Source organism: Enterococcus sp. DIV1639a (assembly GCF_050530445.1).
In the GTDB taxonomy this organism is placed as follows: Bacteria; Bacillota; Bacilli; order Lactobacillales; family Enterococcaceae; genus Enterococcus_B; species Enterococcus_B hirae.
In genome coordinates this window covers 1,266,573-1,282,566 of sequence record NZ_CP172886.1, presented here as the reverse complement: position 1 = coordinate 1,282,566, position 15,994 = coordinate 1,266,573, and the positions used below count along the sequence as shown (strand labels likewise).

Annotated in this window: 7 protein-coding genes and 4 pseudogenes; 4 read left to right on the top strand and 7 right to left on the bottom strand. The window is 34.6% G+C overall.

Translation table 11 applies throughout. From position 1 onward, the window contains the following. Positions 1 to 141: 141 nt before the first annotated feature. The 4 genes from IGJ32_RS05805 to IGJ32_RS05790 form a co-directional block, all read right to left on the bottom strand. Positions 142 to 2,859 carry a hypothetical protein gene (locus IGJ32_RS05805; RefSeq protein WP_342081684.1) on the bottom strand — a complete coding sequence of 906 codons (2,718 nt, stop codon included), beginning with the start codon at positions 2,857 to 2,859 and terminating at the stop codon, positions 142 to 144. A 503-nt stretch (positions 2,860 to 3,362) separates the two neighbouring features. After that, positions 3,363 to 3,761 (bottom strand): DUF4430 domain-containing protein, encoded by a 399-nt coding sequence (locus IGJ32_RS05800; protein ID WP_342081683.1) that lies wholly within the window; start codon positions 3,759 to 3,761, stop codon positions 3,363 to 3,365. A gap of 109 nt (positions 3,762 to 3,870) precedes the next feature. Beyond that, the gene (locus IGJ32_RS05795) at positions 3,871 to 4,434 is read right to left on the bottom strand and encodes a cob(I)yrinic acid a,c-diamide adenosyltransferase (protein ID WP_034699997.1); all 564 of its coding nucleotides are present in this window, start codon (positions 4,432 to 4,434) and stop codon (positions 3,871 to 3,873) included. 22 nt (positions 4,435 to 4,456) lie between these two features. After that, on the bottom strand, positions 4,457 to 6,955 hold the full coding sequence (locus IGJ32_RS05790; protein ID WP_342081682.1) for a vitamin B12-dependent ribonucleotide reductase: 2,499 nt from the start codon (positions 6,953 to 6,955) through the stop codon (positions 4,457 to 4,459). 143 nt (positions 6,956 to 7,098) lie between these two features. Between IGJ32_RS05790 and IGJ32_RS05785 the strand changes: the two genes are divergently transcribed. Next, entirely contained in the window at positions 7,099 to 7,650 is a 552-nt protein-coding gene (locus IGJ32_RS05785) for a DUF6580 family putative transport protein (RefSeq protein ID WP_342081681.1), read from the top strand. A 190-nt stretch (positions 7,651 to 7,840) separates the two neighbouring features. Here IGJ32_RS05785 and IGJ32_RS05780 read toward each other — a convergent pair whose 3' ends face one another. After that, positions 7,841 to 8,650, bottom strand: a complete 810-nt coding sequence (locus IGJ32_RS05780; protein WP_161638126.1) for a hypothetical protein — start codon at positions 8,648 to 8,650, stop codon at positions 7,841 to 7,843. Between the two features lie 618 nt (positions 8,651 to 9,268). Here IGJ32_RS05780 and IGJ32_RS05775 point away from each other — a divergent pair. Together IGJ32_RS05775 and IGJ32_RS05770 are read left to right on the top strand one after the other, a co-directional pair. Then, a pseudogene (locus IGJ32_RS05775) lies at positions 9,269 to 9,819 on the top strand (transposase); the annotation flags it as partial. A 199-nt stretch (positions 9,820 to 10,018) separates the two neighbouring features. Then, positions 10,019 to 10,368 (top strand): annotated as a pseudogene (locus IGJ32_RS05770) (transposase); the annotation flags it as partial. A gap of 21 nt (positions 10,369 to 10,389) precedes the next feature. On the opposite strand, the gene IGJ32_RS05765 reads toward IGJ32_RS05770, so the two are convergent. Then, positions 10,390 to 13,095, bottom strand: a complete 2,706-nt coding sequence (locus IGJ32_RS05765; RefSeq protein ID WP_373169238.1) for a hypothetical protein — start codon at positions 13,093 to 13,095, stop codon at positions 10,390 to 10,392. A 618-nt stretch (positions 13,096 to 13,713) separates the two neighbouring features. On the opposite strand from IGJ32_RS05765, the pseudogene IGJ32_RS05760 reads away from it, so the two are divergent. Further along, positions 13,714 to 14,264: pseudogene (locus IGJ32_RS05760) on the top strand (transposase); the annotation flags it as partial. A 263-nt stretch (positions 14,265 to 14,527) separates the two neighbouring features. On the opposite strand, the pseudogene IGJ32_RS05755 reads toward IGJ32_RS05760, so the two are convergent. Then, positions 14,528 to 15,744: pseudogene (locus tag IGJ32_RS05755) on the bottom strand (IS110 family transposase). Positions 15,745 to 15,994 lie beyond the last annotated feature (250 nt).

Here is a 15,994-nt window from a genome sequence, read left to right as displayed (position 1 = left end):
GGGTGCTTTCTTGCCCAGATTTGATTTTGCATCACTCATCAGTACTTATTGACGAAGAGATGAAAAATATTAATCATCCCTAAAACAGCAAGAGCCGAACAATCCCTTCTCAGAAAATGATTCAGCTTGAGCAATTATGGTTCATCGACTAAATTCATCTAAACCTTTAGATAAGTGAATCGTTGGGTTTAGTGGAGTCTGTGGTTTCGAGCTTAGACTGTTTACTCTTTTTAAAGGATTACCTTTTGATGCATTTGGTTTTAGCGATATCGGTGGTTCCGATCCTAGATTATCCTCACTTTTCTTTAGTAGAGATCTTAATTTTGATTTTAATGACGTCTGTAGTGGCGTAGTGGGTTTTGATTCAAGATTATTTAGTCCCTGACTTAATGTTGAGCTTGGGTTCGTTTTAGCTGATTCTTGTAAAGTTTCTACCTGGTTTAGCAACGTTGTTTTTTTATTTATTAATTCATTAAGTTTATCTCTATCTATTTCTGGTATTTCAAGTTCAAAAATGACCTCTCTTTTCTGTTGCTTATTAAGATTTAAATTCAAAATCTCATTTGCTATTGCATCTAGTTTTTTTGGGGGATTAGGTTGGTCCTCTGAAAGTTGATAGTTGGTTATAATAGTTAGAGTTGCATCATCTACTCCATGATAAAAGAACACTTCATCGTCTGTCTTATTTTTTTGTATTTTTAACAAGTCTTGTCTTTCTCTGTACATTGTCTTAAGAGCGACTCTATCCTCTTTTGATATTTCAAGTACTCTAATAACCACCCTTTTTTGTTGCTCACTAAGATTTAAATCTATAATCTCATTTACCATTTTCTCTAGTTTATCTCGGTAGGTAGGTCGGTCATTCGAAAGTTGATATTTATTTGTAATAGCTATAGTAGCATCATTTATTCCCTTAAAAAAAAATGGTGCTGCTTCGGAAAAATTTCTTCTGACAATTTGCTTCTTATTTTTATGAATCAATTGTGCCCTATCGTCACTATACCCATCTTGTGTCCGCCCATTCACTCTAGAGTCTGTCTTACTTTCTTTTATTTTTGGCAATATCTCAAGTTTTCTGTATATTCTCCAAAAAGCTTCTCTATCAGCTTCTGGTATTTCAAGACCCTTAATAACCTCTCTTTTTTGTTCATCACTAAGGTTTAAATCTATAATCTCTTTTGCTATTGCCTTTAGTTTCCTATGATGAGTAGCTTGATCTTCTGAAAGTTCATATTTATTTGTAATATAAGTAACTGAATCATGTACTAGCTGATTAAATAACTGTAATGCTTTAGCCCCTCTTATTATAACTTCTAACTTACTTTGGGGTGGTGTTGGCCATCTCTGTAATTCTTTAAATATTTCCAGAAGAACATCTTTATATTCTCTTTGTATTCCAAGATAGATAATAACCTCTTTCTTCTGTTCCTCGCTTAATTTTAAATTTAAAATCTCTTTTGCTATTTTCCTTAACTCCTCTTCGGAGACAAATAGTTGAAATTTATTTATAATGCCTATAACTGCATCACCTATTTGCTGATAAAATGATACTTTATCTTCACCTTTTGTGTTCTCATCTAATTTAGCATCTGTCTTACTTTCTTGCGCTGTTAAAAAGTCTTGTCTTTCTCTATATATTGTTTGAAGAGTGGTTCGATCTTCTTCTGATATTTTAAGCTCGAAAATAACCTCTCTTTTGTATTCTTCACTAAAATTTAAATCCATAATTTCCTTTGCTATTGCCTTTAGTTTCTCTTCAGGGACAGATTGGTTCTCTGAAAGCTGATATTTATTGATAATAGCTATAGTAGCATGAATAGCAGCATTGTTTGCTTGCTGATAAAATAACTGTTCTGCTTTCATCAAATTTATTTTGTATATTTTCCAAAGAGTGGCACTATCTTCTGTTTGTAGTCCCAGTTGGAAAATAACCTCCTCTTTTTGTTCCCCACTAAGATTTAAATCCATTATCTCATCTGCTATTGCCTTTAGTTTATTTTCGGGGATAGATAGCTGATATTTATTTATGATAGCTATAGCTGCATCATCTACTTGCTGATAAAATAATATTTCATCGTCATCTTTTGTAATCTCTTTTAAATTAGCATCTGTCTTACTTTCCTGTGTTTTCAATGTGTCTTGTTTTTTTCTGTATATTTTCCGAAGAGTGGCTCGATCTTCTTTTAATAGTTCAAGTTTAGCTATAACCGCCCTTTTCATTTCCTCATCAAGATTTAAATCCATGACCTCATTTGCTATTGCCTCTAGTTTTTCTTCGGAGACAGTGTGGTTCTCTAAAAGTTGGTATTTATTTGTAATAGCTATAGTAGCATCATCTGTTAGCTGCGCTATTAATTCATTCACCTTTAGAAATTGATCATCTTTAAGCCTAGTTAATTCCCTTCTAGTTATATTCAGATCGAAAATAAAGTTATGACACGTACTAGTTTTTAAAGGAATATAATAGAATTTATCAAGGTCTTCAATTAGTGCAGCTTTCGTTTCTTCCGACAAAGGCATGTTTGAATTAAGTCTATGTTTTTCATTAAGATAGTTAATAAAAAAGGTTCTATTATTACTATTTATTTCTATATTTCTTTGTTGTAACAGATTTTTCTCTTCTAGAAAAGATTTTAGATAGGTGGAGATTTCTTCATAGGAGGGGATTTCTTCAGTTGAAGCTTGATCATCTTTAGAAAGATCTTTATCCAATGCTGCTGATGTTTCCAGATCAGTACGTTTCTTTTTCGTAAATTTATACTTATTGAATAGTCTATAAAAAAAACCACGCTGATCTTGGGACTGTATGCTAACTTTCTCTTCATTGTTTTTATTTATATTCTGTTCCTTGTTTGGCATGCTGTTTTCTCCTTTGAGATTTTATATACGCTTTATAAATTTATCAGAAAAAAAAGGACATCAAAAACTTTTATTTCTAAACAAAGAAATTCTTGGGATTTAATACTATTGCATTTATTCAAAATCTAGATTATCTTTTTTAATCTCTGGGAATATTTGGCATCCACGTGCGGTGATTTGCAAAAATAGTATTACTTTATAAAAACAGAAGAACATGTAGCCTGCAAATTCAAATCAATATCAACATGAAAATTAGAAGCTTTTTGATCAATTTATGAGACAAAGTGAAAGAACAAAAAAGCTGAGATAGAATGAGGTACATTCTGACCCAGATTTGATTTTGCGCAACTTATCAGTTCTTATTGACCAAAAACCTTTTTTTAACAGATATTAAAACTAATCAAAAAAAAACGAAAATCAGAATAACTGCTTTTCGTTTTTTCAGCTTGTTCATACGAATACTTTGACCGCACGCTCAAGTTAATTTTTGAACTGTTACACTCTTACTTGAATGTCGCTAAATTGAACACTATCTGATCGTTAGGTGATAATTTAATATCATTTGCTCCTTTTTCCGCCATTTTGCCGTTGATTGTGAACGTCCAATATAATCCTTTATCTTTGTCTTGTGCATGCCCATTAATTGCCGTCACAAAACCATTGTCTTCTTTCACTAAAAACTGTTTTTTTAGTAATTCCAGCAAGGTCTGATTTGGTTGGTAAGTAACGTTTTTTGCCGATAGTTCTTTTCCCTCTTCTTGCAAAGTGATGGTCACTTTTTTTGTAGTGGCTTGTGATTGAGCGCTTGATTGTTCTGTCGTGGTAGGTGATTGACAACCAGTCATAACGATCATACTTGATAAAGCAGCTAATAATACTATGAATTTCTTCAAAAAAAACACTCCTATTTATTAATTTGTAAAAAGAATTAACTTAAGTTATCACTTTAAACATTATAGATATGATTCTTAGACAGTTAGATTTAATTCAAACAGTAAGGTCTGATAATAATTAATGGAATACTTTCCCAGCTCGCTCATAGAATGGTTCTTTAATATGATAAACCACATTGACATAACGTGCCAAGACAAAAAAGAGATCCGATAACCGATTAATCAGTTTATAGCTCATTTGATTCGTTTCTGTTTCTTCCAAAATCAATTCAGTGATTTCACGTTCCGCTCTTCGGGTCACTGTTCGGGCAAGATGGAAATGCCCTGCTACTGGATGTCCACCAGGCAAGATAAATTTGTCGATCACCGGTAGTTTTTCTTGATAAAAATCAATCATTTCTTCCATTTTCTCCAAATCTTTTTTAGTCACGATCCGTTCTTTGACTTCCGTTGGTGTGGCAAAATCTGTTCCGATATCAAATAGTAATCGTTGAAGTTGGATTAATTGTTCGATCAAAAGCGCAAATTTATCAGGATCTAATTCTGCAACGATCGTTCCTACCCAAGAATTGATTTCATCCACACTTCCATAAGCTCTAACACGAGAAGCTGACTTAGCTAGCCGTTGCCCTCCGATAATACTAGTCATCCCAGCATCACCACTTTTAGTATAGATTTTCATGGTACCATGCTCCTTTTTAACCTTATAATCCACACTTTAGTTGTACTTTACAATGGGTGCAAGTACTGCAACCTCCGATTTCTTCAATTGTACCTTCATGACAAATCGGACAGCGCTCTTCACTCGTTGCTGAGTCGTTTGAAGCTTCTGTTAGCAAAACATCTGGGTGTACCTCTGATGTTACTAGCTCATCGGTAAAATTATTTTCTTCCGCTGATAAAGTCAGGACTTGTGAATCTCGGCTACCGTCAACATATACCGTACCGCCTTTTGCCCCACCTTGATAAAGTCGTTCGTAAATATCAGCTACTTCTTTAACACGATATCCCTTAGGTGCGTTGACTGTTTTGGAAATGGAACTATCAACCCATCGTTGGATCGTACATTGGACATCCACGTGAGCTTCTGGTGAAAGCTCCATTGCTGAGACAAAGTATTCCGGTAACTCTGAGGCATCTGCCTCTGGATGTTTCGCTAGATATTCGTCAACGATTTCAGCGTGTACTTCAATGAATTTTCCTAAGCGACCGCTTCTAAAGTAGGAAAAAGAGAAATAAGGTTCCAATCCCGTGGAAACACCAGTCATCGTACCTGTCGAGCCAGTTGGTGCAACTGTTAATAAGTGTGAATTACGGATTCCATAAGTTAAGACACCTTGCCTAATATGTTCTGGCATCTTTTTCATATACCCAGAATGGATAAAACGCTCACGTAATTGTCGTGTTTCTTCTTCGTTCTTACCAACTAAATAAGGAAAACTTCCTTTTTCTTTTGCCAATTCGATCGACGTTTGATAAGCTGTAACGGCAATCGTTTCAAACAATTGATCGACTAACGCATTTCCTTCTTTAGAGCCATACGTTTTGCCGCAATAGATCAATAAGTCGGCTAAGCCCATCACCCCTAAACCAATACGACGTTCCCCTTTTGCTTGTTGCTCATTCTTGTCAAAAAAATAAGGGGTCGCATCAATAACATTATCTTGGAAACGTACACTGGTTCTAACCACTTCTGCAACTTTTTGAAAATCGATTTCTTGGTGCTCATCTACCATATTCGCTAAATTGATAGCCGCAAGATTACATACCGCATACGGTGTCAATGGCTGTTCTCCACAAGGATTTGTTGCAACGACTTTTTGACCATAGGCAGCAGCATTAGTCATCTCATTGGCGTTATCAATAAAAAAGATCCCTGGTTCCGCAGAATAAGTAGCACAGTAAGTGATCAATTCCCAAAGCTCTCTGGCTCGAATTGTTTGATGAACTTTCACTTTACGTCCTGTCGCTTCCCACTCACGAACATCACCGATTTCAGCCCAATGTTGATCATAATCAGCCATTTCTACTTCTGTATACTCGTCAATAGCAGGAAAACGCAAATCATAGGTCTTATCTTGTGCGACAGCTGCCATGAATTCCTTTGTCAGACAGATTGAAATATTCGCCCCTGTTAAGAAGTCAGGATCTTTGACACTATAACTTCCACCCATTTTTAATTTTTGCTTAGCCTCTTTGATGAAAGTTTGTTCTGCAAATTGCAAAAGCCCCTCTTCCTTAAGCAAGACTTCAAATAGCTCCCTTTCTTCTTGAGTTAAAGGAGAAAAAGCTAGTTTCTCACTTGCCAACTGTTTGATTAGCGGGTTTTTACTTGTAGTTATCAACTGTTGCAAAATCAACGGATTCTGGATTTTTGAAATAATAAATTCAAAAATATCTGGGTGCCAATCATTGAGCATGATCATTTGCGCCCCTCTGCGACTTCCTCCTTGTTCGACTAAATGAGTGAGATTAGCTAAATCATTGAGCCAAGAAACAGCACCAGAAGATTTTCCATTTACGCCATGTACGACAGCTGATTTTGGTCTCAAGGTTGAGCCATTCGTTCCTACTCCACCACCACGACTCATGATTTCCATGACTTCTTCTCGGTGTTTTGCTAAACCAGAACGAGAATCTTGAATAAATGGCATGACAAAACAATTAAAGTATGTGACTTCTGATTGCGTACCAGCACCATATAACACCCTTCCTGCAGGAATCAAATTTTGTTCAGTCAATTGTTTGTAAAAATCTTCAAAAAATTCAGCTTTTCTATCGCCCTCGACTTGACTAATTCCGAAAGCAACTCGAGCAGCAATTTGTTCATAATACAGCTCTAAAGGTTTTTCAACTTCACTTTTGTTTCTTTTAACGAATCCACGAGCTATTTCTTCAGGATCAGTCAAAGAGGAGCGAAATTCCTCTTCCACTTCGATCGTTAAATCGTCTCCAGAGTGCTGAATGATCGTTCCAATTCCACGAGCCGGGTATTGTGGATCCGCATGTACCGTCAAGACGACTAGATCACCTATGGTTAACGTCTGATTATGTGGATCTTTGTAAGTATATCGATCCAACATGACCAAGCGTGAAATCCCTTCAAATGTCAGTTTCATTTGTGGATCAATAGGTTTGACCTCTGGATAATTCCGTATATCCTGATTAAGTTTTTCTATATATTTTTTTGAATAAATTCCCATTCCATCGCCACCTTATCATAAAAAACACTATATATAGTGTCTGTTAATTATTATCACACTACATCATGTGTTTTTCAATCTTGTAATAAAAAAAATTTATGATATAATGAGAACTATTATCAGTGAAGGAGCAGCCTCAAAAGATGAACACATTTAAACAAAAACCTTACTTTACGATTCACAAATTTGCTTATTTGTCATTATTAATTGCTGCCTGTGTCGTAGGCAGAATTTTTTTTGCTTGGTTACCAAATATTCAACCTATGACAGCAATTTTTTTACTACTTGCGGCATTTGGTTCTTTAACAGATGCTTTAATCGTCTCCATATTGAGCTTATTCATCACTAATCTATATTTAGGATTAGGGACTTGGACAATCAGTCAAATGCTCGCCTTCAGCGGGATTGTTTTGTTTTTTCATTGGATGAATCAGTTACCTATAGTCGCTAAGCATGTGACTATTCAAGCAATTTTGAGCTTTATTTGTGGGTTAATTTACGGTTTGATTGTTTCACGAATTGAAACTTTCATCTATCAACTTCCCTCTTTTTGGGCTTACTATTTTCAAGGACTTCCTTTTGATCTCGCCCATGGTATAGGTAATTTCTTTTTTTATTTGATTCTCTTTCCCGTATTCCAACCAATACTATTTCCGCTATACAGTAAGACGCTTGATGACAGATATAAAAAATAAATGACGTGAGAATCCTTATTTTATCAGTCGTCTGATCATTTTTGTCTAACTTTTTTAGGGGATAGAATCAGAAGTGATTCTTCTGTCCCAGTTTTCATTTAGCCATAAAAAGTGGGATATTAATCAAATTTTTTCTGATTAATATCCCACACTCATTTATTATGTAATCATTTTTAGAGTTTATTGATTATTATCTATGTAACGGGTTATCCTGCTTATGCTGTAGGTCTTGAGATACAGCTGCTCTTTCTGGGGATGAGTTTTCTTCTTTAGATACTCTATTTAATTTTTCTTTAAGATCTTCTCCTCTATCTTTGTTCTCTGGAACTTCAGAACTATTTCTAACATTATTCCCTCCCTCATACTTCCCCATTTCTTCTTCTACTCTCTGTCGGCTTATGGATGGACTTTTTGTCAACTCATTTTTAAGATACCTCAATACACTACTTCCAGTAATGTCTCTATTATTCACAACTGTTTTTATCGCTCGCTCAACCGCTTTATCCTCTTTTTTTCTATTTTTACCCTTAAATTTCTTCAATTCTTCTTCTGCTCTCTCTTTACTTATGAATGGATTATGCTCAAATCCATATGTGAGATACTTAAATATTTGGGAATGATCTTGAGTCCTGTCTGCATCCTTCATAACTGTTTTTATCTCTTGTTTAACCGCTTTATCCTCTTTTTTTCTATATAACTTCTTCAATTCTTCTTCTGCTCTCTCTTTACTTATGAATGGACTATTCTTAAATTCATATGTGAGATACTTAAATATTTGGGAATGATCTTGAATCCTGTCTGCATCCTTCATAACTTTTTTTATCACTTGTTTAACCGCTTTATCCTCTTTTTTCCTAACTTTACTCTCAAACTTCTTCAATTCTTTTGCTCTCTTTTTACTTATGAATGGACTATTCTCTTTTTCTTTAGTTGTACTCGGATTTAATTCAGTTGGTTCCTGTTGAATAGTTTTTGTCTTTTCCTGTTCCTTGTTTGGCATATTATCTTCTCCTTTAAAATTTTATATACTGCTTCATCAATTTATCAGAAAAAAAGAATACATAAAAAACTTTTATTTCCGAGAAAAGAAATTTTTGTAATTTAATACCATTTAATTGATTAAAATTCTAGGTTACTACTTTTAGTTTCTGAGAGTACAAGGTCAAGTATAGTATTTTCAAAGAATTATGCATCAAAAAATTGTATTTGAGTAGTCCTATACATAACAGTTCCTTTCATAATATTTCATTGATTCTTTAATCCTATTTTTGATTTAGCTATAAAAATCGGGTCGTTCATCCAATTTTTTCTGATTAACGACCCGAGCTCATATACTATGTAATTTGGGCTCTATATTTTTTGATGTTGGTGAAATTTACCAACATCTTTTTCATGATGTAAAAACATAGAAAAGACACCCTGAAATCCTTTAGAATTAATTTGACGAACCAATTCATAGGATAATTCAAGATGTCTTGTACTCAGCTTATCAAAGATCCCCTAAATATTCTAGACCTAACTATCTATTTTGAGGTAAATTGTTAAACCAAAGAAAGATATAAAGAGAAATTTTGCTTGATTTACAAAGGTACTCTTCAATACACGCCCGAAGAGTGTCCACATTATTCAACATATAGGAAGAACTTTTTTAAACCACCGAGTGAAGGAAACCAATGCACGACTTAAAAGTACTTCTCAATACCAACGTGGGCTTGGGAGAAAAATGAAACGTTATTGGAAACTCCTACAAAAAGAAGAAGCAAAGTTGAACTATGAAAAACGGGTTTGGTGTTCCAGTTTCAAAGATTACTTAACTGAAAGTGAGATTGTCGACCGATTGTTAGCTACTTGTCCCGATCTACGACAAGGCTATCAGTTATACCAAGATGTTCTTTATGAGTAAAGAAAAGAGATCATTCACTATTTGAGGACTGTTTATCCAGAGAAGTCAACCAGTTACCTGAAACTTATGCGATAACTTTGCGAACATTTAGAAAGTTTCTGCCACAGATCCAAAATGTCCTCCGCTACAGTTATTCAAACGGACCACTAGAATGTTTAAACAACCATATTAAAGTATTAAAACACAATACTTATTGTTTTCGAAATTTTTATAATTTCAAACGACGGATCACAATTCGACACGATAAAACTATTTTAACCAAATAAAAAGAACTGAACTGGGACAATAGTCAGAAAAAAAATCTGATTATTGCCCCATTTTTTTGATTTTAAGGTACACAAAAAGCACGCAACCTTGTGAGATTAAAGTAACCCAACCCAATCAAAAAGGAGCATGCTTTTATGTTTAAAAATTATACCATCAATCAAACAACTTTACCACTAGATGTAGAACAATAATATATTCCAGAAACGGATGTTGCCTTTAAATAATAATTGGTGCTATTTCAAAGCAGAATGCAGGAAAAAGCTTTTAGAGGAGAAAACCGGTTCAATTTATCGGAAACGAAAAATTGATGTCGAACCAGTGTTCGAGCATCTAAAGGCTCACTTGGCCGTTTTCACTTACGTGGGAAACAAGGAGCAACGATTGATATTGGCTTGGCACTCATGGCACTTAATTTGAGAAAATTGGGGAAATATATGAAGAAAAGTGTCTAAAATAAGAAAAATCAGCCTGATTTTCTTTTTGAAAAGTATTATTGTCCCAATCTCGTCCAAATTATTCTAAGATTTCTCTTTACCAACATCATTTGACAAAGAGCCAGCAATTATTGTTCATCGACTAAATTCATCTGACTTTTTAGGTAAATGATTATTTTGTTTTAGTAGAGTTTTTGGTTTTAAATCTGAATTATTTAGTCTTCCACTCAATGAAACTTGATTTGTTGAGTTTAGGTTTGTTTTAGCTGGTTCTTGTGAAGTTCCGTGCGCCCTGTTCAGCAACGCTGTTTTTTCTTTCATTATTTTGATAAGGTCCTTTTTATCTTCTTTAGTAATCAAAATCTCCTCAACTAAATTGCGTTGAGAGAGTTTATCAAGGCTACTGTTAACAATAAATTCGGCCATCATAGATAGCGTTTCCGGGTCTACCTTTTTGTTCGCTTTAAGTCCCAATGCTGTGTCCATTGCCTCACATAACAATATCATGTTTTCAGTCTGTACTTGATCTATAGTCTTCCCATTTATTTTAGTGTCTGTCTTATTTTCTTGTAATTTTTTGGGTTGCTGTTTCAGGCTTTCGCTGATCATATCTCGAAGTGTTTTTTCATCTTCTCTTCTCATGCCAAGAGCTTCAGGAACTTTTTTCATATAATTTTGATCAAGTACACTATTCTCAATGGTAATGGCTATTTCATGTAAAACCTTTGGAGCTGTAAATTGACTCTTTGAAAGTTGATAATCGCTTTTTATTGTTTTAATCACCAGGGATACTGCCTTATCATTTATTGCATTACTTTGGAATATATTCCGAAGTTTGTCTCTATCTGCTTTTGACATAGGAAGCGTACTTATAAGCTCTTGCTTCTGGTCTATATTAAGGTCTAAATTCACCACTTCATTTGCTATTGTATGTAGTTTTTCTGGAGCTGTTGGTTGATTCTTTGAAAGTTGATAATGTCTTTTTGCTGATTCAGCCAACATGGATACTAGCTTATCCTGTGCCGTAGCATTTATTGAATTACTTTGAACAGATACTTTTGGTTTTGGTGGAATCGGTGGTGGAGTCTTTTGTTGTACATTTTGATTTAGTAGAGTTTTTGGTTTTAAATCTGAATTATTTAGTCTTTCACTCAATGAAACTTGATTTGTTGAGTTTAGGTTTGTTTTAGCTGGTTCTTGTGAAGTTCCATACGCCCTGTTCAGCAACGCTGTTTTTTCTTTCATTATTTTGATAAGGTTATTTTTATCTTCTTTAGTAATCAAAATCTCATCAACTAAATTGCGTTGAGAGAGTTTATCAAGGCTACTGTTAACAATAAATTCGGCCATCATAGATAGCGTTTCCGGGTCTACCTTTTTGTTCGCTTTAAGTCCCAATGCTGCGTTCATTGCATCAGATAACAATATCATGTTTTCAGTCTGCACTTGATCTATAGTCTTCCCATTTATTTTAGTGTCTGTCTTATTTTCATGTAATTTTTTGGGTTGCTGTTTCAGGCTTTCGCTGATCATATCTCGAAGTGTTTTTTCATCTTCTCTTCTCATGCCAAGAGCTTCAGGAACTTTTTTCATATAATTTGGATCAAGTACACTATTCTCAATGGTAACGGCTATTTCATGTAAAACCTTTGGAGCTGTAAATTGACTATTTGAAAGTTGATAATCGTCTTTTATTATTTTAACCACTAGGGGTACTGCCTTATCATTTATTGCATTACTTTGGAATATATTCCGAAGTTTGTCTCTATCTGATTTTGACATAGGAAGCGTACTTATAAGCTCTTGTTTCTGGTCTATATTAAGGTCTAAATCCACCACTTCATTTGCTATTGTATGTAGTTTTTCTGGAGCTGTCGGTTGATTCTTTGAAAGTTGATAATGTCTTTTTGCTGATTCAGCCAACATGGATACTAGCTTATCCTGTGCCGTAGCATTTATTGAATTACTTTGAACAGATACTTTTGGTTTTGGTGGAATCGGTGGTGGAGTCTTTTGTTGTACATTTTGGTTTAGTAGAGTTTCTGGTTTTAAATCTGAATTATTTAGTCTTTCACTTAATGAAACTTGATCTGTTGCTTTTACCTTAAAATATTCTTTTTCATCATAGTTATATTCACTCTTAAACTTCTCAATTTCTTTTTCTCGTCTCTCTCGGCTTATTCTTGGTCTATTCTCCAACTCATCTATGAATTGCTTTAATATGGTGGGGTTAAGTTTAGTAAAGTGTCTATTCTTCATAAAACTTGCTATCGCTTGCTTAACCGCTTCATTTTCTTTTCTTTCTTCAATTAATTTTTCCACTCTTGACGTTTGATTTCCTATAAGTTCCTTAACGTCCTGTTCAGCGATTATTTTTAGATCATGAATAAATGCTATACACGTATCAGGAGTCAAGGGATTAAACTTAAATTTATTAAGGTCTCCAATTAGTGCATCTTTTGTTTCCTTCGGCAAACGTGTATCTGAGTGAATCTTATGCCTTGTCTTAAGGTAGTCAATATAAAAAGTTTTATTTTGGCTAGTTACTTCTATTGTATTTTGGGTCTCTATTAGGTTGTTTGGTTGTATGAGTTTGCTCTCATCTGGATGAAGTGGAAGTCGTTGGATGACCCCTTCTGCTACATCATCTTTAAGTTCAGAAAGAAATTCACCTATTGCTGCTAATGTTTCCGAACTAACAGGTTCACCCTCCTCAAGCTTACACTCTTCGATTAGTTGAAAAGCTATAGTAGCATGATTATATAAAGTATTTCGAGGTCGTTCGCTTTCATTATTTGCAATTTTTTGATTTGTTTCTTTTTTCTGTTCCATGTTTGGCATGTTATTCTCTCCTTTAAAATTTTATGTACTGCTTCATCAACTTATCAGAAAAAAGAATACATAAGAAAACTTTTATTTCCAAGAAAAGAAAATTTTGCAATTTAATACCATTTAATTGATTAAAATTCTAGGTTACTACTTTTAGTTTCTGAGAGTACAAGGTCAAGTATAGTATTTTCAAAGAATTATGCATCAAAAAATTGTATTTGAGTAGTCCTATACATAACAGTTCCTTTCATAATATTTCATTGATTCTTTAATCCTATTTTTGATTTAGCTATAAAAATCGGGTCGTTCATCCAATTTTTTCTGATTAACGACCCGAGCTCATATACTATGTAATTTGGGCTCTATATTTTTTGATGTTGGTGAAATTTACCAACATCTTTTTCATGATGTAAAAACATAGAAAAGACACCCTGAAATCCTTTAGAATTAATTTGACGAACCAATTCATAGGATAATTCAAGATGTCTTGTACTCAGCTTATCAAAGATCCCCTAAATATTCTAGACCTAACTATCTATTTTGAGGTAAATTGTTAAACCAAAGAAAGATATAAAGAGAAATTTTGCTTGATTTACAAAGGTACTCTTCAATACACGCCCGAAGAGTGTCCACATTATTCAACATATAGGAAGAACTTTTTTAAACCACCGAGTGAAGGAAACCAATGCACGACTTAAAAGTACTTCTCAATACCAACGTGGGCTTGGTAGAAAAATGAAACGTTATTGGAAACTCCTACAAAAAGAAGAAGCAAAGTTGAACTATGAAAAACGGGTTTGGTGTTCCAGTTTCAAAGATTACTTAGCTGAAAGTGAGATTGTCGACCGATTGTTAGCTACTTGTCCCGATCTACGACAAGGCTATCAGTTATACCAAGATGTTCTTTATGAGTAAAGAAAAGAGATCATTCACTATTTGAGGACTGTTTATCCAGAGAAGTCAGCCAGTTACCTGAAACTTATGCGATAACTTTGCGAACATTTAGAAAGTTTCTGCCACAGATCCAAAATGTCCTCCGCTACAGTTATTCAAACGGACCACTAGAATGTTTAAACAACCATATTAAAGTATTAAAACACAATACTTATTGTTTTCGAAATTTTTATAATTTCAAACGACGGATCACAATTCGACACGATAAAACTATTTTAATTAAATAAAAAGAACAGAAAGAAGTTTTTCTTCTTTCTGCCCAAATTATTCTAAGATTTCTTTTTACTAATATCATTTGACAAAGAGCCAATTTTTTATGATCAATATCCCACACTCATTTCCTACGTTTAGTCAAGAGGAATTTATAAATCAAATAATTTATTTTTGAACTAGATTCGGAAGAAGAAAATGAAGGTATACGAAATAAACCAAGTAACAAGAAAATTTTTTTACTTGGTTTGTGCTATAATGAGTGTATAAGGTTAATCCCTTATTGGTCGTTAGAGGCCATATACGTATAAGCGTATCTTGTATGCTTCCTGACCATGGCATGCATACACTTCAGAAGCTTGTTCATACAAGCGACTGTGGCAACCTTTTCCTTTTTAGGGACGGGTTGCTTTTTTAGTTTGTAATAGTAATCAACGAGATGATTTGGTGCAGCACGTTGCTGTCGGATCATATTGCGAATCGCGAAATAGAGAATTTTTCTCCCTTTTGGATTGCCTCTTTTATTGATGTGATCTTTTCCAACATAATTCCCAGATTGAAATCGCTGAATATCAATACCGACAAATGCATTGAGCTGATTTGCGGTAGGAAACCTTCTAATATCGCCCAATTCACCAATTAGAAGAGCCGCAGTGGGCGCACCAATCCCAGGTATGGACTGATAGATTTCAAATTCTTCAAGTGCCTGAGCGGATTGAATCATTTGCGTCATTAAGTGTTCCTTTTGTTCGAGTAAATCTTGAAGGAGACACACATAGTAACTCGTTTTTTGACAATGAATACTGGAGGAATTCACCGCAGGATAAGAATGTTGGGCATAAGCTAAAAGTTGATCAGCTTTCTGCCACGCTCTGTTTTCCGAAATATGTTTGCGCGTGCTCTTTACTAAGCTATTTTTTATTTTTGTTCGAGTAGAGGTAAGCACGAACGTGGGGTGAGAGAATGCCTCGATTAACGATAAGGCGTAAGGAGTGACACGACTGGAAAAGAAGTTTTCTAACTCAGGAAAGGTTAATTGAAGTGCCTGATGAAGATCCATGCGCATGCGAGAAATTTTCTCTTCGATTTCTTGATAAAAACGCGCAAGGTCACGTAATTCCTGAAATACTTCTGCTTGATGTGTTTTTGGCAAACGGGTATTTTTCCAATGAGTTTGCGCCAATTTGTGTGCGTCGATCTTATCTGTTTTCCAACTACGCAGTGAACCCTCTTCCATTTGTTTTTTGCCTCCAAAGGGTTTAATAGACAGTAGGCTAATCGGTTATCTTGACAGAATTTTTCTAACGGACGAGAATAGACACCGGTAGCTTCAAAAACAATTTCAGGTAATTTTGGTAGTGCGATGATTTCTTCAAGTAACTGGCAGAAACCTTCTTGATTGTGGGGGATTTTCCCTTCAGTGAGACAGTGATGATCCTGGTAAAGTACTTTGTAACTTTCTCCTTTAGATACGTCAAAAGCTAAAATAAATGACATGCGATTTCTCCTTTTTTTGATTGAAATACCTTCACTGGTTCATTCCGATTCGACTTTCCTTTACACGGACTCGGAGTCCCAACATACTTAAAACAGATTCTAGAATGGCAGTGAAGGAGCTCTTTTTATGATTCGGACTCGAAGTCCATGAGATTATGTTCGAGCTTCCTTTCAATCTCACTATACTTGATTATAAAAAATAGTGGGTAAGATATTCCGTCGAATATCTTACCCACTAATCTTAGTATGT

Bases quoted from the DNA above. Each gene is read 5' to 3' on its own strand.
- IGJ32_RS05805 (WP_342081684.1), bottom strand. From the start codon at position 2,859: ATGCCAAACAAGGAACAGAATATAAATAAAAACAATGAAGAGAAAGTT.
- IGJ32_RS05795 (WP_034699997.1), bottom strand. From the start codon at position 4,434: ATGAAAATCTATACTAAAAGTGGTGATGCTGGGATGACTAGTATTATC.
- IGJ32_RS05790 (WP_342081682.1), bottom strand. From the start codon at position 6,955: ATGGGAATTTATTCAAAAAAATATATAGAAAAACTTAATCAGGATATA.
- IGJ32_RS05785 (WP_342081681.1), top strand. From the start codon at position 7,099: ATGAACACATTTAAACAAAAACCTTACTTTACGATTCACAAATTTGCT.
- IGJ32_RS05780 (WP_161638126.1), bottom strand. From the start codon at position 8,650: ATGCCAAACAAGGAACAGGAAAAGACAAAAACTATTCAACAGGAACCA.
- IGJ32_RS05765 (WP_373169238.1), bottom strand. From the start codon at position 13,095: ATGCCAAACATGGAACAGAAAAAAGAAACAAATCAAAAAATTGCAAAT.